The organism is Psychrobacter sp. TWP2-1-2, assembly GCF_049896785.1.
Classification (GTDB): domain Bacteria; phylum Pseudomonadota; class Gammaproteobacteria; order Pseudomonadales; family Moraxellaceae; genus Psychrobacter.
Map to the genome: position 1 here is coordinate 134698 of NZ_JAFCVA010000006.1, position 26182 is coordinate 160879.

Sequence of the window (26182 nt, forward strand, 5' to 3'; positions counted from 1 at the left end):
TACATGGTATTTCTAGTAAATTTGAAGCATCAATTATACACACACTTCAGTAGAGTACTAATTTATTAATACTTTACTGAAACCCAACAAACAACTTTCTTGATAATCTTTTTCTTTACTTAGGCGGATGTTGTCCTGCTTTGATAGGTCTAGAAAACAATGGCTATAAGTCTGCCAAGCCGTCTCTAGCTGAGTGCTATCAAGTTCGCGGACATACTTTTCGATGACGATAGATTGAAACAGAGACATACGAGCGCCTTAATAATGAAATAAATAGAACCAAACGATGAGCAAACGTCTACTATAGCAAGCTCTACTCATCGGATAAATGCCTAAAATTGATAATCACTCAGATAAGATTTCTTTAGTGAGTCGGCATTGCTTTAGCGATACCATTCGCTATTAAAGTATTCAAAACTTCCCTAAAATTTGCTACACTACGCCCGCATTAGCCAATTCCACAATTGCGCTAGTGTTATAGCATTACCAATTAGTTTCAACCGTTAATTTTAAAAAGCACCTTAAACCCAACGCACTAGGTTTGCGACCTAGCCAGCAGGAGAAAAAAATGAGTACCATTCAAGACCACAATACAGATAGCAATATCCAAAACAACACTGTCATCGACAACAAATCAGCCCCAGCCTACGATAGCGTCACCAATAACATCGTCGTTGCCGCTCTATATAAGTTCACGCGTTTTGCTGATTTTGAGCAATACCGCGAGCCAATTTTAAATAATATGCTCGATAATGATGTCAAAGGCACGTTATTGATTGCCAATGAAGGCATTAATGGTACGATTTCTGGCACACGCCAAGGTATCGATAACGTCCTTGAGTATCTGCGCAGTATCGAAGCGATTGGCAGCTTTACCTTTAAAGAATCTTATACCGATGCTCAGCCTTTTTATCGTACTAAAGTGAAGCTCAAAAAAGAAATCGTCACCATGGGCGTTGAAAATATCGACCCATTGCAATCAGTTGGACGCTATGTAAAACCAAGCGAATGGAATGCATTAATTTCAGACCCTGACGTCATTCTTATCGACACCCGTAATGACTATGAAGTTAAAATCGGTACGTTCCAAAATGCCGTCAATCCAAATACCGAAACGTTCCGCGAGTTCCCAGAATACGTCGCAAAAGAGATGGATCCAGCCAAACATAAAAAAGTCGCGATGTTCTGTACTGGTGGTATACGCTGTGAGAAGTCGACTGCTTATATGCGTGAGCAAGGCTTTGAAGAGGTGTATCATTTAGAGGGCGGCATCTTAAAATATCTAGAAGAAATCCCAGCCAGCGACTCTATGTGGCAAGGCGATTGCTTCGTTTTTGATAACCGCGTGTCGGTCAATCATAACTTAGAAAAAGGCAACTATGAGCAATGCTTCGCCTGCCGTATGCCCATTACTGTCGATGACATGCAAAGCCTTGCTTACATCAAAGGCGAGTCATGCCCACACTGCATTGATAAAGCGACCGACGAGCAAAAAGCCAGATTTCGCGAACGTGAGCATCAAATGCAGCTGGCGAAGAAACGTGGCGAAGCGCATATTGGTAGTGATGTGATTGATGTGATTGAGAAACGCAAAGCCGCTAAAATTGAAGCACGTCGTCAAGCAGAAGAAGCCAATAAAGCTAACGCTGAATAAATTTAAGCTTGATAAAAGCAAAAAGGACGCCCCAATCAAATATTTGATTGGGGCGTCCTTTTTTGCTTTATTAGTACTAACTTATGACTTACTTAGTAAGTAATATGGCTTAGCTACCGCGGTAAGTGCTATAGCCGTATGGAGATAAAGTGATTGGCACATGGTAATGGTTATCGCCTTCGATATTGAAATTGACTTCAACATACGGATAGAAAGACTCTAGACCTTGATTTCGGAAATAAGGAGTCGTCTCAAAAATCAACTTATAAGTACCGTCATGCTCAACGCCGTCTTGATTCGGTAAGAAGTTGCCGATACGACCATTATTATCAGTCTTTTGCGCATTAAGCAATTTCCAGCTACCAGTTTTCTCTTGCATCATCAGTTTTACATTGACGTTTGGTGCTGGTTTGCCTGTGCTAATATCTAAAATATGACTAGATAATTGATATTTATCTTGATCACCAGCAGCATGGGTAGCCGTTGCAGTCATAGCTAATACGCTACCAAATGCAGCTGCCTTGAGTAAGTTGTTTTTCATGAATCATCCTATTCAGTCAATTGTATGTGTTAAATGAATCATCTTCTTCAGCAAGCTATTTACCATTTTTAAGTATGCCTGTCCGCAGAACATAACCGTGATTTACCTCAAAAACATAATCAATCATGTTGTTCATTAAAAATATATTCATCATTATAGGCTTAATGTACTGGTGTAGTTTATATTGTTAATAAGACCCTATAATTAAGATAATGTTAACTTATATAAAAATGAGTATAGTGAATGTAAAACTTACATTCGCTATAATTCGTGTTACTCATAAATAAAAAGCATCAATGCCATGATTGAACGTCGCAATTGCTTGATTTAAGACAAAAGAATAGCAGACTATCTGAATGATGGTCTGCTATTGCTAGGCTAAAAATTATGTTTGCGTGCAAATACTATTTAAAACAAAATACGCACGCGAATCGTCTCTTCTACGTCTTTTAACTGATCTAGCGCGGCAGTTGAATCATTATAATCAACATCCATGACCAAATAACCGACATCGCCTTCTGTCATTAGGCTCTGTGCTAGGATATTAATTCCTGCTTCTGCAAACAGACGGTTGATCTGAGACAGCACGCCTGGCACGTTTCTATGGATATGTAATAGACGATGTGAGTTTTCTTTGAATGGAATAGAAACTTCTGGGAAGTTCACGGCTGTCGCTGTGTCACCTTGGTCAGAGTATCTAACAAACTTATCAGCGACTTCAAGTCCGATATTGGCTTGTGCTTCTTGAGTTGAACCACCGATATGCGGCGTCAAGATGACGTTATCAAATTTACGCAGTGGTGATTCAAACTCTTCATCAGCTGATTTTGGCTCTTTCGGGAACACGTCAATCGCTGCGCCCAAAATTTTACCAGATTCAAGCACAGCGGCTAAATCATCAATCTCTACGCAAGTACCACGAGCGGCATTGATAAAGTAACTGCCGTCTTTCATATGCGCGAACTGCTCAGCTTTCATCATGTAGCGGGTGCTTGGTACATCAGGTACATGCAATGTCACGATGTCAGCCGTTGATAGTAGCTCTTCTAAGCTACCTACTTGTACCGCATTACCTAGTGGCAACTTGGTCACAGCATCATGATAAATGACTTTCATACCAAAGCTTTCTGCTAAGACAGACAATTGCGAGCCGATAGAACCATAACCGACGATACCGATAGTCTTACCACGTACTTCATGTGAATTGGTCGCAGACTTGCCCCAACCGCCACGATGTACGGTCGCGTTCTTTTCAGGAATGCCGCGATATAGCATGATGGCTTCGGCCAATACCAATTCAGCCACCGAGCGGGTGTTTGAGTATGGCGCGTTAAAGACGGGAATACCCAAATCACGTGCAGCGTCTAAGTCTACTTGGTTAGTACCGATACAAAAGCAGCCAATACCGATGAGCTTGTGCGCGTGCTCAAGTACTTCACGTGTCAATTGCGTACGCGAACGGATACCGATAAAGTGAGCGTCTTTAATCTTTTCGATCAGCTCATCTTGATCTAATGCGTGACTGATATTTTCGATATTATGATAACCAGCCGCTTCCAATACTTTTAAAGCATTGTCATGTAGACCTTCAAGCAATAAAAACCGGATTTTGTCTTTTTGTAGTGATAACGCCATATGAGAACTGTCCTATAATTGTCTTGTAAAATTATCTGAGGGATAATCTGTAGTCGAAGCCGTTTAAAGTAGGTACAAAGTAACCAAGCGCAAACCATACACTGAGTACATTAAATGAGGTTAACGTCGTAACCACTTACCAATGCTTTAACTATAGGGTGGGTGAAACGAAAACAGTCTGGATATCTTACACAAAATTGGGCGACGATGTTAGCAGATTAGATGAATTATTGGTTATCAAGCCTGAAAACTTTTTATGCTATAGTAAATCACGCTGTTCGACGTTTATTAAACTATTTTTTATCATTTACCTCCATATAAGCACGCAGCATGACATCTTTCTATCATTGCTTTACTGGCTCACTTATAATCATATAAATACGTACTATATAAACATACCTATGTGGCTATGTTTATATCCATTTAGCGATATAATAATCCCCTTTAGGCATAGCGCTTACGTTTATACCGAGATTTGACCATGACTTCTTTATCTAGCCAAAGCACCTCTGCAACCCATACAGCTGCTGTTCAAACTATTTTGAACACTTTGATGGATGTTCATCAGTTTGACGCCAGCCAAATCAAAACCGACCCTGAGAGTTTAGAACATTGGGGCAAAGATTGGACCAAGCACTTTGCCCCTGCTGCTGCTGCCATCGTCTTTCCGAAGACTACTGAGCAAGTACAAGCGATTGTGCTTCTCGCTAATGAACACAATGTCGTACTAACGCCAAGTGGCGGTCGTACTGGCTTGTCTGCTGGCGCAGTTGCTTCCAATGGCGAGATTGTGGTCAGTATGGATAAGATGAACCGTATCGGACAGTTTTATCCTGCCGATCGAATAGTTGAAGTCGAAGCCGGTGTCATCACGCAGCAGTTGCAACAATTCGCAGAATCGAAAGACCTTTATTATCCTGTTGACTTTGCCTCAGCTGGCTCAAGTCAAATCGGTGGCAATATTGGCACCAATGCAGGCGGTATCAAAGTCATACGCTACGGCATGACTCGTCAATGGATTATGGGGCTGACAGTGGTCACTGGTAAAGGCGATATCTTGCAGCTCAATCGCGGTATGGTCAAAAACGCTACGGGTTATGACTTGCGTCAATTGTTTATCGGTAGCGAAGGCACACTTGGGCTTGTGACCCATGCACAAATCAAGCTTGAACGTCAGCCACAAGACTTAAATGTCATGGTGCTGGGCATGGACAGCTTTAATGATGTCATGAATGTGCTATCAGCCTTTCAAGCGAAGATTGATTTGACCGCTTTTGAATTCTTTGATGATGTGGCTATTGATAAGTTGATGGCACACGGTCAAGTACAAGAGCCATTTGAGTCGCGCACCAAGTTCTATACGCTATTAGAGTTCGAAGCGCCGTACGAGCCGATCATGGATAAAGCCATGGCGATATTTGAGCATTGTATGGAACAAGGTTGGGTCGTCGATGGTGTCATGAGCCAGAGCTTGGCACAGGCTGAAGAGCTGTGGAAGCTGCGTGAATACATTTCTGAGACCATCTCAGTATTTACCCCTTATAAGAACGATGTATCCGTACTGATAAGCTATGTCCCTGAGTTTATCACCGAGATTGATCACATCGTCAGTAGCAACTACCCTGACTTTGAAGTCTGCTGGTTCGGTCATATCGGCGATGGTAACTTGCATCTTAATATCTTAAAGCCTGAGAACATGAGCAAAGATGATTTCTTTGCTGAATGTCAGGTTGTTAATAAGTACGTGTTTGAGACCGTGCAAAAATATGGCGGTTCGGTTTCGGCTGAGCATGGCGTCGGTATGACTAAAAAGCCTTATTTACAATATAGCCGCAGCGAGACTGAGATTGAGTACTTACGAGAGGTAAAAAAAGTCTTTGATCCAAATAACATTATGAACCGTGGCAAGATTTTTGATATGTAAGTGCTTATTTAATAATTAAAGTAATAAATAAGAGTATGAAAAAGACGCTAAACGTGATGGTTTAGCGTCTTTTTTTGGCTTATCAAAGCGATTTTTTATAAAAATAACAACACTAGCGCTACCACTAATAACACACTTAAAAAACCTTGGACGATTAAAAATGCTTGATGCGGGGCGGCGATATGACGAAACATGTTGCCCAGTGCATTATAGGTAATACCAGCCGCTTTAATATGTGGCGGCGTATCAAAGGTTTTGATGATTTGTAAAAAATTCTCGGTACGATCAGGCGACCAATTATGCGGCGCAAATGGCAAATATGGCGATAACTGTGCGGCTTGCTTTTTGCTCGCTGGTGACCATAACCAACGCTCTAAAAATAATAAGCGCATACGCCAATCCGCAAAACGGCGATGTTCTATCGTCTGCAACAGCAATATTTCAGTATTCTTATGGCGCTTATCCGCAAATATGCGTTGTTTTAAGGCAAATACGTGCGCTTTCTCACCTTCGATGCATTGCAAAAAATGACCACTACCATAACATAGAGTACCTGTAATGCCATGCTGTTGATTATAGTTACGCGCATGACATTCTACTTCATCAAATATAGAGGCGCTTAAACGTGAGACAAGCGTCAAACTACTAACATACACCAATTGAACCAGCGCTGAGTCTTCTATCTCATCCCACTCACTGACTCTATCGTTGTGACTTGAGGGCATAATAAAACAATCCTAAAAAACCGATTAAATACGGCTAAACAAAATAAAAACAACGATGCCCCAATGAAAAAAGACAGCGACTCACAAAAACGTAGCAAATAGTTACCACGTTAAACTGTCATTACTTGAGTAGCTTGTTATGATAACCAGCAAAACAAATAGACCAAAACGAAGCGCCCTAAGATATGCTATTTAAAAATAATGTTAAGCTAACAGAAGATCTATACTGACATCCTCAGGTTAGAAGCTGTACCAAACACTTGGCTTGTATTAACCCCAACGACTGTTTGTGGACATTATGAAAAATTTTATAGTCACTTCAATTTAAATTTATAGTCACTTTAATTCATAGCTAATTTAATTTACAGTCACTTTAATTTAAATTTATAGCTACTTTAAAATGATATGAGGTTCAAAAAACACGTCAGTAACGCCAAAGCTGACAGAAGTTATAAGATAAATTATCTTCATAACTTATTGTAAATACAATGATAATTGATTGTAACGGTAATATTTTATGATTGGAATATTTTTATCACTTTTTTTACACAAAAAATTGCCAACTGAATTGTGGCAACGCATGCTATTTGATATCACTAAAATTAATAAAGAGCCAAAACAGGAATATTATGAGCAAAATAGAAAAACTAGACGACTTTCATCTAACCATCGCTGAAATCAAGAAAAAAGACTATCCACAATTAAAAGCACTGATGGATCGTGTCTATGTCAACTTGGGCGGTGCATGGTCAAAGAACACTATCAATACCTTAATCGATGCCTTCCCTGAAGGTCAGATCGCTTTATTTGATCATGATCAATTGATTGGTATCGTATTATCTATGCGTGTTGATTATGCCACGTTTTCTAACCCGCACACCTACGACGACTTGATTGGTCATAAAGAGATTATCAGAGACAACCCTGAAGGCGATGCTATTTACGGTCTAGATGCGCTGATCGACCCTGAATACCGTGGTTATCGCCTAGGACGTCGATTATACGATGCCCGTAAAGAGCTGTGTCGCCAGTTAAACTTCCGAGCTATTTTGGCTGGTGGTCGTATCCCGAACTATCATAACCATCAAGATCTCACACCTGGCGAATATATTGAAGCCGTCGCGGCTCGTGAAATTCATGATTCTGCATTGTCTTTCCAACTCTCAAATGGCTTTATCGTCAAGCGTATCTTAACGGCTTATCTGCCTGATGATAAACAATCTAAAGGTTTTGCTACTCTACTTGAGTGGGCAAATATTTATTACGAGCCGCAAGACTATAAGCCAAACACTCGTAAGTCTGAGGTGCGTATTGGTGGTATCCAATGGCAAATGCGTGAAGTCGAGTCACCTGAAGAGCTGCTGCAACAAGTCGAATTCTTTGTCGATATTATGGCTGATTACAACTCTGACTTTGCTTGTTTACCAGAGTTCTTTAACGCACCGCTGATGGGTCTGTGTGAATCGACGGATCAAAACGTCGCTATTCGATTTTTAGCCGGTTATACCGAATGGTTTAAAAATGAGATATCGCATTTAGCGGTCAGCTACAACGTCAACGTCATTACAGGCTCGATGCCGTACTTGGACGAGAACGATACGTTATATAATGTCAGTTACTTGTGCCGCCGCGATGGTACGGTCGAAGAGCAGCGCAAAATCCATATTACCCCGCATGAACGTAGCGCTTGGGTCATCGAAGGCGGTGACGAGGTTAAGGTGTTTGATACCGATGCCGGTCGTATCGGTATTTTGGTCTGTTATGACGTTGAATTCCCTGAGCTTGCCCGCCTCATGGCACTTGATGATATGGACATCTTGTTCGTCCCATTTTGGACTGATACGCAAAACGGCTATCTACGCGTGCGCCACTGCGCCCAAGCACGTGCAATTGAAAACGAATGCTATGTGATGATTTGTGGTTCGGTTGGTAACTTACCACAGGTTGAAAGTCTCGATATTCAATATGCGCAGTCCTCTATCTTCTCGCCATCAGATTTTGCTTTCCCGCATGATGCGATCATGGCAGAAACCACCGCCAACACTGAGATGGTATTCTTCTCAGATGTGAACTTAGACAAGCTTATTCATGTCCGTAACGAAGGCTCGGTACATAATCTGCTTGATCGCCGTGATGACTTGTATAGTTTGAAATGGAAGAGAAAATCTAAAGTATCAGCCAGTAAGCTAAGCGATGATGAGCGCCTCGAAAACTCTGGTAGTGTCCTGCTCGGTGACCCATTACAAAACCGTGCGCAAAAACCTTAATCAGTCTTTTTAAAATACCAACACTGAACACGGTTTAATAAAATTTATGAATAATACGGCTGACATTTCAGCCGTTTATTTTTATCTATCAACAACCACTTATCAAAGCCATTTATACAATACCTATAGCAAAAAAGCAGCCATTATGACGACTGATACTGATACTGAAAAACCCATTAAAAAGCCAAAGAAAACACCCAAGCAAAAGGGGTTGTCTATCGCTAAAAATCTCCTCATATATGGCTTGGTATTTGCTGTTATTTATACCGCTATCAATTGGTGGCGACAGCCTATCATGCCAGCCAACCCGCAATTGCAACTGACCGATTATCAAGGGCAAGTCATTGACTTAGCGGCGCTGAGCAATGAACAACCAACGCTAGTGTATTTTTGGGGCACGTGGTGTCCCATTTGTAGTATCACCTCGCCGACCATAGACAAACTTGCCGCCGCAAATGATTATCCAGTCGTTACGATTGCCATTAAATCAGGCACTGACCAAGAGCTGCACCGCTACCTTAATGAAAACAGCTATCGCTTTACGACGATAAATGATCAAGAAGGCAGCATCTTCGCTGATTGGCAAGGACAAGTGACGCCTTCGTATGTCATATTAAAGAATGGCGAGATGACTCAAGGGTTGACGGGCATTCAACCCTTATGGTCGCTGAAATTGCGCTTATGGTTATCATCAGTTTTTTAACGCTTAGCCTGCTGTTTAGAGTCCAATTATTTAGAGCCCAATCGATAGACAATGGCACTTGCCATCCGTATGATTCAATAGATGCTGCATCACTCATATAAATGATTGGTTTTGGCTAAAATAAGGACAATACTGACCAGCTCTTTTTACCCTAGCTTTTTTGTCATATAATAGCTGGCAATCTCATTGCCTCTTTTTAGTTTATTGCTATCACGGTATTTTATTATCCATAAGCATATTTTATGTTGCATTCGTCTCGATAGCATTTATTATTGACGTGAGCATATTTATGACGTTGATGCATAGCGATATATTATAAGCGAGAAAGCGATCATCAACGGTTAAGCAGCCAGCTAAGCATTACCCTAAATGTCACATCTGACTTTACATCGATTTTTAATCCATCTTCTAAAAAGACACCTTCTATGACTGATAAAAGTACTGATACGCCAAGCCAGGATTATAAAGACACGCTAAACCTTGCCGATACGCCATTTTCGATGCGTGCAAACCTTGCCAAGCGCGAGCCAGATTGGCTTGCTGCTTGGGAAGCGGATGATGTATACGGCAAAATTCGTCAGGCACGTGCTGGGGCGACCAAATACATTTTGCACGATGGTCCTCCTTACGCCAACGGTCAGATTCACTTGGGTCACGCCGTTAATAAAGTACTCAAAGACATTATCGTCAAGTCAAAAACACTATCCGGCTTTGATGCGCCTTATGTCCCTGGTTGGGACTGTCATGGTCTGCCTATCGAGCAAAAGGTCGAAGCCAAAGTTGGCAAGGTCGGTCAAAAAGTATCGGCGACTGAGTTCCGCGGTCTATGCCGTGAATATGCGAGCACCCAGATTGAATTGCAAAAGGCAGATTTTAAACGTCTGGGCGTGTTTGGTGATTGGGACAATCCTTATCTAACGATGAACTTCCACCAAGAAGCCAACATCGTGCGCGCATTGGCCAAAATTTATGACAATGGTCATGTGACTCGCGGTATGAAGCCAGTCAACTGGTGCTTAGACTGTAGCTCTGCGCTGGCTGAGGCCGAAGTGGAATACCAAGATAAAGTGTCTGATGCTATCTATGTGAGCTTCGATGTTTTGGATACCAATAAGGTTGCGGCGTTGGCTGACGTAGCGGGTAATATCGCCGCTGTTATTTGGACGACGACACCTTGGACATTACCAGCGAACCAAGCCATCGCCGTACATCCTGAACACAACTATAGTGTGGTGGCGACTGAAAAAGGTAATTTGCTATTAGCCGCGGATTTGGTTGAAACAGCATTAACGGAACTCAAACTTAGCAATCAGGGTGTGTTAGCTACCGTATCTGGGCGCGAACTTGAAGGCTTGCGTGCCCAGCACCCACTGATTGCAGACCGTCAAGTGCCGCTCATCTTAGGCGAGCATGTGACTACTGATAGTGGTACTGGCCTCGTCCATACAGCACCCGGTCACGGTCTTGACGATTATATCGTAGGTCTTAAATATAACTTACCTGTTGAAAACCCAGTCAGTGGTACGGGCGTTTATCTGGACAGCGCGGCGGTATTTGCGGGCGAGCATATTTATAAGGCCAATCCAAAAATCATCGCCGCACTGCATGACAATGGACATCTAATCAGTCATACCAAGATTGAGCACAGCTATCCGCATTGCTGGCGTCATAAGTCACCGATTATTTTCCGCGCAACGCCGCAGTGGTTTATCAATATGGAAACCAAAGGTCTGCGTGAGCGTGCGCTTGCAGATATCCCAGCAGTAAGCTGGACACCAGCATGGGGACAAAACCGCATTGAAGCCATGATGACGGGTCGACCAGATTGGTGTATCTCACGTCAGCGTACATGGGGCGTGCCAATTACTTTCTTTACCCATAAAGAAACAGGCGAGCTGCATCCAAAAACGCTTGAGCTGATGGAAGTCGCTGCACAAAAAATTGATGAAGGCGGTGTAGAAGCTTGGTTTGATGCCAGCTGTGAAGATTTCTTAGGCAACGAGGCGGCTGATTATGATAAAGCAACCGACACCTTAGACGTTTGGTTTGATTCAGGCACGACGCATTTTGCAGTACTTGAGCAGCGTGATGAATTGACCAATCCAGCAGACATCTATCTAGAAGGCTCAGACCAACATCGTGGCTGGTTCCAGACATCACTACTGACGTCAGAAGCCATGTATGAGCGCCCACCGTTTAAGCAAGTACTGACGCATGGTTTTGTGGTTGATGAAAACGGTCGCAAGATGAGTAAGTCACTTGGCAATATCATCACGCCGCAGGAAGAGATCAACAAAACAGGCGCGGACATGCTACGTTTGTGGATTGCCTCAAGCGACTATCGTTATGAGATGAGTGCAGGTAAAACGGTATTTAAGGGTGCAATCGATATGTATCGCCGTATCCGTAATACCCTGCGTTTCTTACTTGCCAATACCGACGATTTTGATCCAGCGACCAACAGCGTCGATATCAATGAGCTGGTCAGCCTTGATAAATTCATCATTGAGCGCGCGCAAACCGTGCAAGCACAAATCATCAGTGCTTATGATGCGATGGATTTTCACCAAGTCACCCAGCATATTACTGCGTTCTGTTCGCAAGATTTGGGCAGTTTCTATTTAGATATTATCAAAGATCGTCAATATACGACTCAGACTGATGGACAGCCGCGTCGCTCTGCGCAAACGGCGATTTACCATATCGTTCAGGCACTCATTCGCTGGATTACGCCGATTTTGTCATTCACGGCACAAGAAGCGTGGGAAGTATTGCATGGCGCTGACAGTTATGTATTTACTGAAGAATGGTATAAATTTCCAGAATTTGAGCTAAGCGCGATCAGCAACGATGACTGGCAACGTATCATGTTGGCAAAGGATATGGTCAATAAACATATCGAGACCGCACGTGGTGAAAAAATCATCAACGCTAACTTGTCTGCCGATGTCAATCTGTATGCTGACGGTGCAATGCATGAAAGCTTGGCCAAGCTGGGTGAAGAGCTGCGCTTTGTACTAATCACTAGTAGCGCAACTTTGAAACCAATGAGCGACGCTCCTGCCGATAAAACAAACACAGATGAGCAAACTGACGCCAGCACGGATGAATCAGTAGACTTAGTGGTCAATGTGAGCGCCGCAACTGGCACCAAGTGCGTACGCTGCTGGCATATCCGTGATGATATCGGTACCGATAGTGCACATCCAGAACTATGCGCACGCTGCGTGACTAACGTCAGCGGTGATGGTGAGGTGCGCCACTATGCCTAACCATACGCCTAACTCAACAGAATCATCAGACAACAAGCCGCCATATAGTGAAGTCGATAAATCACCTGAGCCAGCTCATGCAACTACAGGCAGCTCAACGACACCGAAAAGTCGCCTGAATAAGACGCCAAAAATGATTGCGAATGGCCGTCGTGCGTTTACGTGGTATCTCCTATCGTTGGTCGTGCTAATTATCGATCAATGGACGAAGTGGCTGGCTGAAACTAAGCTGACTTTTCATGAGCCAGTGCCTGTGATTGAGCCTTTTCTGAATTGGACATTGGCATACAACTATGGCGCGGCATTTAGCTTTTTGGCAGATGCTGGTGGTTGGCAGAAGTGGTTTTTTTCAGGATTGGCGTTGTTGATGTCGCTATTTTTAATTGGCTACCTAATAAAAGCCCCGCGCCAAGCCAAGCTACTATCGACAGGTCTAGCACTAGTGCTCGGCGGTGCGGTTGGCAATCTCATTGACCGCTTGCTGCATGGTCACGTCATCGACTTTATCCATGTACACAACGCTGATGTCTGGCATTACCCTATCTTTAATATTGCGGATATGGGCATTAGTATCGGTGTGGCGTTGATTGTCATTGACATGCTGTTTTTAGAAAAAAAGCGTGAAATGCCGCGGTCATAATTTTAAATCGCATTAATACAGTTAGATTTACAAATAAAAAAGGTGGGTTACGTAGTCGTAACCCACCTTTTTTATTCATCATTTTTTCTGATAAAGGCTATTAGTTAGCATAGAGTATTGCGCCTATACGCCACTCTCAACAGCTTACATTCATGATTGATTATCTCTTAGGAAATTTCTCACGCTTCGATAATTTTTTAAGATAATCTTGAACCTGCTCAGGCAACTCAACGCCCAACATCTTTAACCATGAAAACAAATGCTGATAATAAATGTCTGCCAACGTAAAGCTGTCCCCCGCTATATACTCCTGCTCATCTACCCAAGCATAAGCAATCGGTAGGGCTTTTTGGATACACTTCATGCAGTTGTTAGCGGTACCCTCAGGCCAGTTTTCATAATTGTCTAATACCTTGATTTTGGTGAGTATCCATAGATAACTCTCAATCTCGATCATGCCAAATGAAATCACTTGGCGAAGTTTATAGTTTTTCTCAGCGAAGTTCTCATCTGCTTTATTTAGTGTCAAAGGTTTGTCAGGGTGTAACTCATTGAGATATTCAATAATAGCCAACGACTCAGTAAAGTGTTTGCCTTCATGTGTGATGGTAGGGATTTTACCAAAGGGGTTAACGGCTAAAAACTCAGGACTACGCTGCTCCCCTTTTTTGCCATCTATTTCTTTAGTCTCATACTCTAAGCCCAGCTCCTGCAATGCCCAAATGACCGTTTCAGCGCGACTTGGATGGCTATATTTGTATAAAGTAATCACTTACGTTCGCCTTTTATTATTAATAAAATCCATTTAAGGTTTATTCTGAAAAATCGTGCTCATTGCGTACAATTCATCATACTCGCACAAAATACCAGCGTACGGCAACCAGCCACTCAAAATATAAAACTTTGATGTTTCATCAGCCGTTTATTTTAGACTTAAGCATTAAATATCAAAACTACACCGCTCACTATGATAAATAAACAAGTGCTTTTATACCAAAGAATCAAGTAATCCTTGCAAAAATTTCAAGCTTCCTCCTGTCAATATAAACAATAACCCCGCCATATTGATGAGAACAGTCAAATAATACGCCACTCGAAATTCAGGCTTTTGCGACTTGTGGCGTAAATACGTTTGCGCAACCATCGCGCCCACCCAACCGCCCAGCGCACTTAGCAGATGCAAGGTTGATTCAGGTGTGCGCCAATCATTATTCTGAGCAGCGGCTTTATCTTTGGCATACATCATATAAGTAATGAGACCCAAGGCCACATACCAACCCACGACCAGCCAGCTGAGCTTGTTCATGGCAGCCAACAAGATTAATACGCCATAAAAGCCCACACCAAGGAACAAACGTTTCTTTTGTCCTGCTTCAAAGTCTGCTTGCCTGCTACGTTTGTGATTACGCTGACGGATTTTCTGATTCTTTTGCGCCATTTTTTGCTGCACAAAGCTCAGTTCTTGCACATCTTTTGCTTGCATACGTCCTTGGTTGTCTTGCCCAAACGTAAAAACAACTGGCTCACCGACCTCAGGGCGACGACGCGCTTTAAACTCATTGATATGAAAGAATATTGAATCACCATTCTGTGTTTCGATAAAACCAAAGCCTTTGTCATCTTGCCACTTTTTAATGTGACCTTGTTGTTTATTTACCATAAAAACCCCTGCCTGCTCTTAGAATTGCCAAATATATTACACTATTTGCGTTACACTATTTACGCTTACATACTCTCCAAGATGGCTTATCATTTCTTATATTATTTGCCAAACCAATTCATAATCCCCTAATAAATGGCTGTTGACTATGACCGACTCACAATTTATCAATCCCAATGAAGACACCCGTATCACTTTTGGCAGCCTTGTAAAGCTGCACTTTGAAGTATCACTAGAGAACGGTACGATGATTGATTCTACTTTTAGCCGTGATGCGCCTGTGACGCTCACCATCGGTGATGAAAGTTTGTTACCTGGCTTTGAGCAGGTGTTAATGAACCTGCGCGCAGGTGATACGCGCTCTGCCCACCTAGAGCCGGAGCAGGCATTTGGCGATTGGAATCCTGACAACATCCAACATTTCAGCCGTACTCAGTTTGCGTTAATCGCTGATAATCCAGAAATCGGCATGATGGTAGAATTCGAAGACAAAGGCAAAAACACGCTGCCGGGTACGATTAGTGCACTCGATGACGATCAAGTCGAAGTGGATTTTAACCATCCCCTTGCCGGACAATCCCTGTTATTTAAAGTAAAAATCTTTAAGGTTACCCCGCCTGGTGTCACTGGTATAAAGCTCATGTAATCGCTTAAAAAACTGTCAGCTATAAAAATACATTTACAAAGGACATTCATATGCAATATCAAATGTTGCCACAACTCAATGAAAAAGTTTCTAAGATTTGTTTAGGCACGATGACATGGGGACAGCAAAATACCGAGATCCAAGCACATGAACAAATGGACATGGCGCTAAGCGAAGGGGTGAATTTTTGGGATACGGCGGAGATGTATCCATCGCCGCCAGATAAAGACAAGCAAGGTGATACAGAACGTTTCATGGGCACGTGGTTTAATAAAACCCAACAGCGGGATAAAGTCATTCTTGCTAGCAAAATATCGCCGATGGATTTTTTGCGTGATGGGCAAACGCGTTTTAATGCCGAACATATTAGCAGCGCCATCGATGGTAATCTTCAGCGTTTGCAGACCGATTATATTGATATTTACCAGCTCCATTGGCCTGAACGTCAGGCGAACTTTTTTAGTCAGCGCGGCTATACAGAAGAGATGGCATCGCAACCATTAGATGATTTGACACCATTTCTAGAGACCATTCAAGCGTTAAATGATGAGATTAAAAAAGGGCGTATTCGCGCTTATGGACTATCGAACGACACCGCTTGGGGACTGATGCGCTATCTATGGGAAGCGGATAAAAATGGTTTGATCGCCCCTATCACGGTGCAAAATCCTTATAGTTTGCTCAATCGCTTATATGAAGTCGCTATGGCCGAGATTACGCACCGTGAGAATGTGGGTCTATTGGCTTATTCACCGCTTGGCTTTGGTGTCTTATCTGGTAAATATCTCGATGGAAAACGTCCAGCGGGTGCGCGTCTGACGATGTATGATCGCTTTGCGCGCTATACCAATGAAGAAGCGCTATCAGCCACTGCTCAATACGCCAAAATAGCGGCAGATGCAGGTTTAGATATGGCACAGATGGCATTGGCTTTCGTTAACTCACGCTCATTTGTCACCAGTAACATTATTGGCGCTACTACGATCGAGCAGCTAAAATCCAACATCGATAGTATCCATTTAACCTTAAGCTCAGAAGTATTGGAAGCGATTGAAGCGGTGCATACCCAGCATCCTAATCCATCACCCTAATTTTAGCTTGAGGTGACAACATGGTCTGATGAGAACCAGACTTTGGCGCATTGAGGCTGCTGTATTTTTAATCGACAAAAAAAGGCGCAAATCGCAGTTATGAACTGAGCGATTTGCGCCTTTTTTATTAGAGCGTGTTAAATATTCACAACTATTATGCTGTCACCGCTTTATATTTTAGCGACTTTCGTTAAGACTCGCGAATGTAATTCGGCCAAACCTTCTTGCATACGGGCTTGTAACAAGTCCGTCAACTCACTTTTGCTCAACCCTTTAGGATCTATTGGCTCAAGTGGCAATACATAGGCAGTCACATCTTTCGTATCGAGTACCTTTTTTAGGCTCTCTTTCATCGTCAGCTTGCCATAATAAGGCAACTCTTCACTTAACGTGCCGTCTTTATTGACGTAAGCAATTACCAGCGGGCGTACAGGCACGTCAGCATCTATGGCAGCTTGTAGCAACGTGCCATGAATACGCTTGATTTTCTTACCATCGGTGGTGGTCGCCTCAGGGAAGAATATGACCGAGAAACCTTTGGTCAAAAAACTGGCAATTTGGGCGGCGACCGACCCTGCATCACCGGAACCACGCTCGATAAATACCGTGCCTGCTGCATGAGCCAGCTTACCAAATACAGGCCATTCACCGATTTCGGCTTTGGATAAGAAAAAAGCAGGACTCAGTGTCCCCACCACAGGGATATCCATCCATGACACATGATTGGATACCCATAATCCGTGATGCTGCTCTACCCGCTCGACTGCCACAACCTTGACGCCAAAAGAGCCTGCCATTTTGCGGCAAAAGGCTTGAATATAGCGCGGCAATTTTTCGCGTGGTGGCTGCTTAAATGCCCCAATACGTTGAGCGGCGCGCAATCCACCAGCGATAGTGGTGGTCATGCCAGCAATTTGTTTGCCGCGCCCCAACTGTTGTCTGAGTGAGAAGCCTGACTTAGATTGGCTCATCTGTGTCCCTCGTGGTTAAAAACTTATGATTATATATCGTAAACAAGCGCCATGAGTATAACAAAATTTATTCAGTCAGTGACGATTTGTTCACTGAGTTGCTTTTTATTCAACCAGTTCTGCTGCGTTCACTGATTTGTCTATGGCTTTCATTTACGCTGTAACATAAAACTATCGTTAATTGTGCTATAACGCTTTAATATTAATTGATGAGACCACATATATATGGTCATATGAACGCTATATCGACGTTTACTGAATGGATAATAGCGATATATTTACTTTATTAAATAGGTGATACTCTTTGGATTATTTTGAAAGACACGAAGGTGGCGAGCGCGCCATTATAGTACATTTAGACATCCGTCAAATTCAAGATCCTGATGATTTAGGTGAATTTGAGCTGTTAGCAGACTCAGCAGGGGCTGATCGTTTGGCTTTAGTCACAGGCTCACGCCAAAGACCCGACGCCAGATACTTCGTTGGTAGCGGTAAAGCAGAAGAAATAGCAGAATTGGTACGCGAACATGATGCGGACATCGTCTTATTCAACCATAGCTTATCGCCATCACAAGAGCGTAATATTGAAGCCTTGGTCAAATGTCGCGTACTGGATCGTACGGGTTTGATATTGGATATTTTCGCGCAGCGTGCCCGTACTTATGAAGGTAAGCTACAAGTAGAGCTGGCGCAGCTCAACCATTTATCGACGCGTTTGGTACGAGGTTGGACGCATTTGGAGCGTCAAAAAGGCGGTATTGGTCTACGTGGACCCGGCGAAACCCAGCTTGAAACCGATCGTCGATTGCTACAAGTGCGCGTGAATCAGCTTAAAAGCAGAATCGAGAAAGTCAGACAGACACGTGCGCAAGGTCGAGCCCGTCGCCAAAAATCAGATGTGCCGACGATTTCGCTTGTCGGTTATACCAATGCGGGAAAATCTACGCTATTTAACCGCTTGGTCGACGAGAATATCTATGCAGCGGATAAACTATTTGCCACGCTTGATCCCACTCTACGCCGTTTAGACTGGCAGGGTGTTGGTCGTGTTGTTTTAGTCGATACGGTAGGTTTTGTCCGTCATCTGCCGCATGAGTTGGTCGAATCCTTTCATGCGACATTAGAAGAAACCTTGGAAGCAGATTTATTGCTACACGTTATCGATTCTTCTAGTGAAGATATGCATGAGCAAATTCAAGCGGTCAAAGACGTATTAGCAGAGATTGACAATGATGTACCAGTGCTCAATGTTTACAACAAGATTGATTTGACAGATGAGCCTGCACATATTGGTTATGCTAGCGAAGGACAACCCAATCGTGTCTATGTTTCTTCTAGAGAAAATCTAGGTATGGAAGAGTTGTCGTTAGCCGTCCAGCAGCTACTGACTGGTACACTCACCACCTTTGAGTTGACTTTACCTTATCATGCAGGTCAGTTAAAAAACGCCTTATATGAGCTGGGTGTTATTCAGGAAGAGAGCTACGATGACAGTGGTCATGAGTGCTTAACAATTCGCTTGCCAAGCGATACGCTAAGACAGCTACTGGGTCAGGCCAATTTAGAGCCTTTAGATGTACTGCCATTAGCACAAGCCACATTATTGATGCCAGTACTTGAAGACTTCGAAAAACCTGATGAGGTTGAAGAGCCGACGATGACCGAAGCAGAGGAAAAAGCGTTTGATGAGTTTGATGCGATGAATTCTGAAGCCGCTAAGTCAGAGGAATTAGCAGTAGAAGCGGAAACTCCTTACTCAAAGATATAAATGACTGAATCTGTAAAATAGCTTTATAAAAGACAAAAGGATGATATCCATTGATATCATCCTTTTTTTTGGCACATAGCATTAAACTTTATAGGTTACCCGATCACGAAAACGCGCTACCAGAGTCGATGTCGTTCAAAGTGAGCACAAGGCATTCGAGCTCAAATGATACACTCATTATAGTAAGCGAGCTTAACGCTGTTGCTATTTATAATCGCACTGACGATATGCTATAAGCTTTATTAGTTTGCCTACTCTCTATATAATCATCGACTATAGGTTCAACCAATATTAATATCATTGATAGATAGAACACACTTATTAGAGTGCGGTTACCTATTTTGTTGCTCCTATCCTATCTATTTCTAAATCGGCCAGTATTTCTTATGAAATCTACTCATTCCGCCCATTTGCCGCTATGGCTTGCCTTAGTCCTGACACTCACGATGGTCATCGTGGTTCGTGAATCAGCCGTTATCATCTGTCAATTAGCAGGAATAGAAAAGGCTGCCAACATCGTTGGATTGGTCGCCATGTTCTTTATTTTGATGGCATGGCGACTACTTAAAGGGTTGCCCAGTTGGCTCACCCAAGCCAGTAACACTTTATTGGTGGATAGCGGTTTTGCTTTTTTGCCCGTGTCTGCAGGTGCAGGCTTACTGCTATTTGCTTTAGGTGATGAGCTTTGGGGCGTTATGCTGACGATGATTATTAGCACACTCATACCGCTTTGGGGACTTGCCATACTTGCCAACCGTTCGCTCAATCACGATGTTAGCATCGATAGCACCACCGTTGAAGAGCACAAAGGACAGCTATGAGCTGCATGAACAAGGAAATGCAATGATTTTTGATAACGTGTTTGTGGCAACCTTTGCGGCGATATTATTAACGCTAATCGCTCATGTGACTGCTCGTGTACTGGCACGTAAGCTCTCATGGCTGCCGATGGTGATTACGGCGTTGGCGCTGGTTCTCTTATTTTTGTTTATCCTACAATGGGATTACAACGATTATTACGATGTTGCCAAGCCTGTGTTTGATCACCTATTGGGATATGTCACCGTATTATTGGCAGTACCATTAGCAGCAATGAACTTTAAAGGTCTGCCAGTCAAAAAGCTTACTCTCATAGTTATCCTTGCAAGTGTGGTTGGTGCATTGCTACCGATGTCATTGGCTTATTTATTTTCATTAAGTCACGACACCATACTCGCTTTTGCAACGCGTTCAGTGACCACACCAATCGGTCTGAGTGTCGCAGATTTAATTAAAGCACCACTTGCCATGGCTAACTTAATTATTATTGTCTCAGGGCTTATCGGTGGTACTTTGGCGCGCTTTTTATTTCGCGGTATCGATGATGACCGTGCCAAGGGCTTAGCACTTGGGTTGGCAGCACATGCTTTTGGTACCGTCGAAGCATGGCAAATTAGCCACACTGCTGGGCGTTATGCGGCATTTGGATTGGCAGTAAACGGGCTGGTCACCGCCGTTTGGGTGCCTATTTTTATCAGTGCACTTTCTATATAACCCTGTTCAAAGCAGTTTTCAGTGCTTTGAACAGCTTTTATTTCTCATGATTCATTCATTGCCACAGCCAGAATATTCACGTACCACATACGCCTAAAAATAATAAAGCCAATACTCAATCAACGTACTCAAAAACGGTAGTGTGTTGATTTTTTTACAAATTAAAAATGACTTTTATACTTTGTACTGATAATCGTATGCGTCGAAAAGTTATTATATGTTATAGTAAGCAACTATTATTTTTTGTATCCAATGCGAGTGGTTTCTAGTTAGACGTGGTTTTTGCTAGGGTGCTATATCGTTTACAGCGATAAAATCCTACCAGCACGATAACCGCTTAAATGCGCAGAACGACGCGCCTATAGGCAAAGCAATTTGCTATTACTCGATGAAAAGTGATAACCCTATGATAAATGTTACAACCTTAGTGACTCGCTGCTTGTCTCCTCTTCTATTAACTGTCATTACTAGCTCACTTGCCTTTTCTGTTACTGCTCACGCGGAGAGTATGTATATTAAAAAAAGTAACGACGGTCAGATACTACTTACCAATCGCAGTGAACCTAGTGGTAACTTTAATAAGTTTACTAAAACAGTCAAAGTTACCCATTATAAAAAATCCAAAATGTATGATGGCAGTGGCGATAGCTATGGTAGTAGCTCTGCCAGCAGTAGCGGAAGCCGCAACTCATACGACAGTTATATTCGCGCCTCAGCTCAGCGTCACGGCGTAGATCCTGGGCTCATAAAAGCAATGATGCATAGCGAATCCGCCTTTAACCCGAATGCACGCTCACCTGTCGGTGCACAAGGTTTGATGCAGCTAATGCCTGCGACTGCGCGACGCTTCAAAGTTAGCAATCCTTGGAATCCTGCAGATAATATCGAAGGCTCTGCTAAATATATTGCATGGCTGATGAAGCGTTTTAATAACAACGTAGAATTTGCGGTTGCGGGCTACAATGCGGGTGAAGGTAACGTTGATAAATATAACGGCATCCCGCCTTTTAAGGAAACCCGTAACTATGTCAAAAATGTCATGAGCCGTTACCATAGCTTGTATAAAAACGACTCAGGGCTATCAGGCAGTACCATGAACGCTAGTAATCAAATCGCCAATCCTAGTCTCAGTAGCGGCTTACAAAACGTCAGCTATGGTACCAGCAGTAATAGCAATAGTGCCAGCTATGCCAATTCAGCATATGATGCGCTACGCTAAAATGAAGACTACATGAACCGTTGAATCCAAACGTAAAAAAGCCCGTTAATATAATTAACGGGCTTTTTTGTGCTAAGAGATTTTATCTATTCATTCATAATCTATCTTGTCATATTTTTTTGAGTTCGATACAAGATTAACAATAAAGCTGATCGGTGAGTACCAAACCAAAAAACTTAGCACTCACCATTCTTCTTAGCAAAATTTAAAAATTACTTGTTAGCCAGTGCTTGTGTTGCAGCAACTTCAGCAGCGAAATCTTCTTGCTTTTTCTCGATGCCTTCACCAACTTCTAGACGTTTGAAAGCAAGTACTTTTACGCCTTCAGCTTTTAGTACATCACCAACTTTTTTCTCGTTGTCCATAACATATGGCTGACGTAGTAAAGTCACTTCTTCTAGGTACTTACGTAGGCCACCTTCGATCATTTTTTCAACGATGTTATCAGGCTTGCCAGACTCACGAGCTTTTGCTTCGATGATGTCTTTTTCGCGTGCTAATAAATCAGCATCTACACTTTCGTCATCAACCGCAACTGGGTTAAACGCAGCGATATGCATGGCAAGGTTTTTGCCAGTATCTGCGTTGCCGCCTTCAAAAGATACCACAACACCGATACGTAGACCATGACGGTATGAAGCAAGGTTGCTACCTTCTAATACTTCAACGCGGCGTACTTGGATATTTTCGCCGATTTTTTGTACCAAAGATACACGAGCTTCTTCAACAGTCTGACCATTGCCATATGGCAATTCAGCGATAGCAGCTACGTCAGTCACATTGTTTTCTAATGCAATGTTCGCTACTGCTTCTGCAAATGCCGTAAAGTTTTCGTCTTTTGCAACGAAGTCAGTTTGGCAGTTTACTTCTAACAAGAATGCTTTGTTGTCGCCTTGAGCGATGATGATAGCGCCATCAGCGGCAATGTTACCCGCTTTTTTAGCTGCTTTGGCTTGACCAGATTTACGTAGGTTATCAATGGCAGTTTCTACATCGCCGTTTGACTCTTCTAACGCTTTTTTACATTCCATCATGCCAAGACCAGTACGGTCACGCAATTCTTTTACCATTTTGGCAGATACTTTTACTTCTGACATAAGAGTTACCTTTTATTATGTATGGGAGTGCTTAATTTCTATGAGATATATCTTTGCTATCTATTGGTACTATATCGCTCTTATAGTAATGGACGCACTCATGGTTGATCGTGATAACAGACATCATTGTAATGACAGATATTGTGCATCACTAGGTCAACTATAAGCGATAATACTCGCTTATTAACGAGTGTTCCATCAACAATAAGGCATGACGAGTAAAACTACATCATGCCTATTGTGAGCTTATACGTGTGAGCTTATACGCTGTTAATAACGTTATATGGATGCAGATAGTGTGACTATCAAGCTATCCTTACAAAGTTAAACCTTTTTGGTCAGCCAATTATTCTGCTGGAGTCGCCGCTTCTTCTGCTTTGGCTTCAACTGGTGCTTCCTCAGTAGCAGGTGCTTCTTGCTCAGCTTTGCCGCCCGCTTGAGTCTGTGCGTATTCTTTACCAGCGATAATCGCATCAGCCATAGAAGTCACATACAAGGTCACAGCACGGATAGCATCATCGTTTGCTGGGATGATGTAATCAACGTTATCTGGGCTAGAGTTAGTATCAACGATACCGATAACTGGGATACCTAGATTTTTAGCTTCTTTGATAGCAATCGCTTCATGATCTACGTCTACAACGAAGATTGCGTCAGGTAGGCCGCCCATATCTTTAATACCGCCTAGTGAACGCTCAAGTTTTTCCATATCGCGAGTACGCTCTAACGCTTCACGCTTAGTAAGCTTGGCGAAAGTACCGTCTTCTGCTTGCTTTTCTAGCTCTTTTAGACGGTTGATTGACTGGCGAAGTGTTTTCCAGTTAGTCAACATACCACCTAACCAGCGATGGTCAACGTATGGCATGCCAGCGCGTGCTGCTTGCTCAGCGATGATACCGCTTGCTGCGCGTTTAGTACCTACGAACAATACTTTGTTTTTCTTAGCAGCTAAGCCGTTAACGTAAGTCAATGCTTCGTTAAACGCTTTTACTGTGTGCTCTAAGTTAATGATGTGAATCTTGTTACGGGCACCAAAGATGTATGGTCCCATTTTTGGATTCCAAAAACGTGTTTGGTGACCAAAGTGAGCGCCGGCTTGTAGTAAGTCGCGCATTTCGATTTTGGTTGGATTCTTTGTAGACATGTGAAATTCCTATTGGTTGGGTTATGCCTCCACATCACAAAAACTGCCTATCTAGCGACACGCATCTGCTAACGGTTAATGCTTATTGTGGCAGCACTAACTTTTTGCAAATTAATCAAGTCGCCAAACACCCAGCAATTTTTTGCCATGATGTGTGTGTCATTGGTTGGTTTAAAAAATTGAGCTATCATTTGAACGTAAAAATACGATGTGATAAAAATAGCTGGGCTGTATTTTATCATATAATGCTTAGCGACTGCTAGCGCTATTATGCTGTTTAAGTGGATGATAACGCATAAAAAAACGACGCATTAACGTCGTTCTTTATACTGAATAAATGAGCAGCTGTAGATTAAGCGATACAGATACCAATGACCGCTTTATACCCACGCCACGTAAATGGTGTGACGTAACTTTGGCGATCTTTTGGCAAATAAGACACGCTTGGTGCGCTCTCAACAATATGCGGCGGCGAGATAATAAACTCTGAGCCAAACTCAGTACGAGCATTGCCAGAGATAGTGTTCGCCATCTCACCGAGCAGATCCTTCATCATCGTGATCGATGAGTCAGGCTCGCCCATCACTTTTATGACTTCTCGTAACATCACGCTTGGTGCACTCACATACACACAGCCTTCAAGAGGCCCTGATATCTCGATAACGCCGCTATAATCATAACCAACGGCACTCTTGTTATGATTTAAATAAGGGGTATCAATGGATACTTCCGAGCCATCAATTTGTGCAAAAAATGCATTGATTGAGCTCAGAAACACACCCAATTTTTCTACTTTAACCATAACATATTAATATCCATCTTTATGACGCGGTGGCAGCAACGTTAATCCTGCAAACAGACCACAATCTCGCCTATCTGCGAGTTCCAAGTGATGGGAATGATAAAAGAACGCTCATCATTCGGCAACACAATACTTTGTGGAGAGCCTTTAAATACAAACGGCACAGAAATATGGAACTCTGAGCCAAACTCTTTACGCGCGTTACCAGCGATTGTATTGGCCACTTCACCAGCCAAATCGATGTAGTTTTCATCGCTTTTATCCGTTTCACCCATGCTATCCAGTATAGCGGACAATAACTGACGGGTTGCCGAAAAATACACCACGCCCTTTTGTCCACCCGATATACCGATCACACCCGTATAATCATGGACTTTTGGCTGTTTGTTCTCTAACAGATATGGGGTGTCAGCGACAAGCTCCTCGCCCCCAAACTGATTAAAATAGTTACTAATAATACTTAAAAAAATCTGTAGCTTTTGTTCTTTCATAATGACATCTACTTAAGTCGTTGAATGGTTTAGTCTTGCATTAGCTCATACAAAGACTCTACAAGCTCTTCTTCTGAAAAAGGCTTGCACAAAAATCCGCTGGCACCCAACGACAATGCTTCAATGCCAGTGGCTTTATCAGACAGTGCTGACACCACTAAAATGCGTACTTCAGGGTCAATCGCAATGATTTTCTCAATGCATTCAAGTCCGTCCATTTGTGGCATGGTCAAGTCCATAGTGATTACATCAGGACGATGGACATTGAACTTTTCAATGGCTTGGACGCCACTGGTTGCCGTCGCAACCAACATAAACTGCCCTGAATCGTACGCGCGTTGAATACGATTTCTAATAATATTTGAATCATCAACAATCATTAACTTATGCATAACTGAT

General features: G+C 42.7%; 24 protein-coding genes. 12 read left to right on the forward strand and 12 right to left on the reverse strand.

What is annotated here, in order from left to right:
- Positions 1-57 precede the first annotated feature (57 nt).
- Entirely contained in the window at positions 58-249 is a 192-nt protein-coding gene (locus ACP7AE_RS07610; protein ID WP_193007888.1) for a hypothetical protein, read from the reverse strand.
- 319 nt (positions 250-568) lie between these two features.
- Between ACP7AE_RS07610 and ACP7AE_RS07615 the strand changes: the two genes are divergently transcribed.
- Positions 569-1654 carry a rhodanese-related sulfurtransferase gene (locus ACP7AE_RS07615; RefSeq protein WP_426242276.1) on the forward strand — a complete coding sequence of 362 codons (1086 nt, stop codon included), beginning with the start codon at positions 569-571 and terminating at the stop codon, positions 1652-1654.
- Positions 1655-1763: 109 nt separating this feature from the next.
- On the opposite strand, the gene uraH is transcribed toward ACP7AE_RS07615, so the two are convergent.
- Both uraH and serA read right to left on the reverse strand, forming a co-directional pair.
- Positions 1764-2195 (reverse strand): hydroxyisourate hydrolase, encoded by a 432-nt coding sequence (gene uraH / locus ACP7AE_RS07620; protein WP_426242278.1) that lies wholly within the window; start codon positions 2193-2195, stop codon positions 1764-1766.
- Between the two features lie 408 nt (positions 2196-2603).
- Positions 2604-3830 carry a phosphoglycerate dehydrogenase gene (serA, locus tag ACP7AE_RS07625; RefSeq protein ID WP_426242280.1) on the reverse strand — a complete coding sequence of 409 codons (1227 nt, stop codon included), beginning with the start codon at positions 3828-3830 and terminating at the stop codon, positions 2604-2606.
- A 553-nt stretch (positions 3831-4383) separates the two neighbouring features.
- Here serA and ACP7AE_RS07630 point away from each other — a divergent pair.
- On the forward strand, positions 4384-5754 hold the full coding sequence (locus tag ACP7AE_RS07630) for an FAD-binding oxidoreductase (RefSeq protein WP_426242347.1): 1371 nt from the start codon (positions 4384-4386) through the stop codon (positions 5752-5754).
- A gap of 95 nt (positions 5755-5849) precedes the next feature.
- On the opposite strand, the gene ACP7AE_RS07635 is transcribed toward ACP7AE_RS07630, so the two are convergent.
- On the reverse strand, positions 5850-6479 hold the full coding sequence (locus tag ACP7AE_RS07635) for a BLUF domain-containing protein (protein ID WP_426242282.1): 630 nt from the start codon (positions 6477-6479) through the stop codon (positions 5850-5852).
- 629 nt (positions 6480-7108) lie between these two features.
- On the opposite strand from ACP7AE_RS07635, the gene ACP7AE_RS07640 reads away from it, so the two are divergent.
- The 4 genes from ACP7AE_RS07640 to lspA all read left to right on the forward strand — a co-directional run bounded on the left by ACP7AE_RS07640 (position 7109) and on the right by lspA (position 13361).
- A complete protein-coding gene (locus ACP7AE_RS07640; RefSeq protein ID WP_045443666.1) occupies positions 7109-8746 on the forward strand; it encodes a carbon-nitrogen hydrolase family protein in 1638 nt (545 codons plus the stop codon).
- 145 nt (positions 8747-8891) lie between these two features.
- Positions 8892-9449: a protein disulfide oxidoreductase gene (locus ACP7AE_RS07645; RefSeq protein WP_426242349.1), complete on the forward strand. Its 558-nt coding sequence runs from the start codon at positions 8892-8894 to the stop codon at positions 9447-9449.
- A 425-nt stretch (positions 9450-9874) separates the two neighbouring features.
- Positions 9875-12721: an isoleucine--tRNA ligase gene (ileS, locus tag ACP7AE_RS07650; protein WP_426242284.1), complete on the forward strand. Its 2847-nt coding sequence runs from the start codon at positions 9875-9877 to the stop codon at positions 12719-12721.
- The gene (gene lspA / locus ACP7AE_RS07655; RefSeq protein ID WP_426242286.1) at positions 12714-13361 is read left to right on the forward strand and encodes a signal peptidase II; all 648 of its coding nucleotides are present in this window, start codon (positions 12714-12716) and stop codon (positions 13359-13361) included. Before ileS ends, lspA begins: the two co-directional genes overlap by 8 nt.
- A 160-nt stretch (positions 13362-13521) precedes the next feature.
- Here the strand turns inward: lspA and ACP7AE_RS07660 are convergent, their stop codons facing one another.
- Together ACP7AE_RS07660 and ACP7AE_RS07665 are read right to left on the reverse strand one after the other, a co-directional pair.
- Positions 13522-14133, reverse strand: coding sequence for a glutathione S-transferase family protein (locus ACP7AE_RS07660; protein WP_426242288.1), 612 nt, complete (start codon positions 14131-14133; stop codon positions 13522-13524).
- 216 nt (positions 14134-14349) lie between these two features.
- Positions 14350-15021, reverse strand: a complete 672-nt coding sequence (locus ACP7AE_RS07665; RefSeq protein ID WP_426242290.1) for a DUF1294 domain-containing protein — start codon at positions 15019-15021, stop codon at positions 14350-14352.
- Positions 15022-15169: 148 nt separating this feature from the next.
- Between ACP7AE_RS07665 and ACP7AE_RS07670 the strand changes: the two genes are divergently transcribed.
- A complete protein-coding gene (locus ACP7AE_RS07670; RefSeq protein ID WP_201615432.1) occupies positions 15170-15667 on the forward strand; it encodes an FKBP-type peptidyl-prolyl cis-trans isomerase in 498 nt (165 codons plus the stop codon).
- A 50-nt stretch (positions 15668-15717) separates the two neighbouring features.
- A complete protein-coding gene (locus ACP7AE_RS07675; protein ID WP_426242292.1) occupies positions 15718-16758 on the forward strand; it encodes an aldo/keto reductase in 1041 nt (346 codons plus the stop codon).
- 170 nt (positions 16759-16928) lie between these two features.
- On the opposite strand, the gene ACP7AE_RS07680 is transcribed toward ACP7AE_RS07675, so the two are convergent.
- Complete coding sequence (locus ACP7AE_RS07680; protein WP_060490440.1) at positions 16929-17729, reverse strand: lysophospholipid acyltransferase family protein; 801 nt, start codon at positions 17727-17729, stop codon at positions 16929-16931.
- 304 nt (positions 17730-18033) lie between these two features.
- Between ACP7AE_RS07680 and hflX the strand changes: the two genes are divergently transcribed.
- The 4 genes from hflX to ACP7AE_RS07700 all read left to right on the forward strand — a co-directional run bounded on the left by hflX (position 18034) and on the right by ACP7AE_RS07700 (position 22249).
- On the forward strand, positions 18034-19497 hold the full coding sequence (gene hflX / locus ACP7AE_RS07685) for a ribosome rescue GTPase HflX (RefSeq protein ID WP_426242294.1): 1464 nt from the start codon (positions 18034-18036) through the stop codon (positions 19495-19497).
- Between the two features lie 386 nt (positions 19498-19883).
- Complete coding sequence (locus ACP7AE_RS07690) at positions 19884-20318, forward strand: hypothetical protein (protein WP_045443651.1); 435 nt, start codon at positions 19884-19886, stop codon at positions 20316-20318.
- A 22-nt stretch (positions 20319-20340) separates the two neighbouring features.
- Positions 20341-21030: an LrgB family protein gene (locus tag ACP7AE_RS07695; RefSeq protein ID WP_201539772.1), complete on the forward strand. Its 690-nt coding sequence runs from the start codon at positions 20341-20343 to the stop codon at positions 21028-21030.
- 406 nt (positions 21031-21436) lie between these two features.
- The gene (locus ACP7AE_RS07700) at positions 21437-22249 is read left to right on the forward strand and encodes a lytic transglycosylase domain-containing protein (protein ID WP_045453808.1); all 813 of its coding nucleotides are present in this window, start codon (positions 21437-21439) and stop codon (positions 22247-22249) included.
- A 212-nt stretch (positions 22250-22461) separates the two neighbouring features.
- On the opposite strand, the gene tsf is transcribed toward ACP7AE_RS07700, so the two are convergent.
- From tsf to ACP7AE_RS07725, 5 genes are all read right to left on the reverse strand, one after another.
- A complete protein-coding gene (gene tsf, locus ACP7AE_RS07705) occupies positions 22462-23346 on the reverse strand; it encodes a translation elongation factor Ts (protein ID WP_045443645.1) in 885 nt (294 codons plus the stop codon).
- A gap of 346 nt (positions 23347-23692) precedes the next feature.
- A complete protein-coding gene (gene rpsB, locus ACP7AE_RS07710) occupies positions 23693-24490 on the reverse strand; it encodes a 30S ribosomal protein S2 (RefSeq protein ID WP_045443642.1) in 798 nt (265 codons plus the stop codon).
- Between the two features lie 352 nt (positions 24491-24842).
- On the reverse strand, positions 24843-25292 hold the full coding sequence (locus ACP7AE_RS07715) for a chemotaxis protein CheX (RefSeq protein WP_045443639.1): 450 nt from the start codon (positions 25290-25292) through the stop codon (positions 24843-24845).
- A 41-nt stretch (positions 25293-25333) separates the two neighbouring features.
- Positions 25334-25783 (reverse strand): chemotaxis protein CheX, encoded by a 450-nt coding sequence (locus tag ACP7AE_RS07720; RefSeq protein WP_045443636.1) that lies wholly within the window; start codon positions 25781-25783, stop codon positions 25334-25336.
- A 29-nt stretch (positions 25784-25812) separates the two neighbouring features.
- Positions 25813-26175, reverse strand: coding sequence for a response regulator (locus tag ACP7AE_RS07725; protein ID WP_045443633.1), 363 nt, complete (start codon positions 26173-26175; stop codon positions 25813-25815).
- Between the last annotated feature and the right edge of the window lie 7 nt (positions 26176-26182).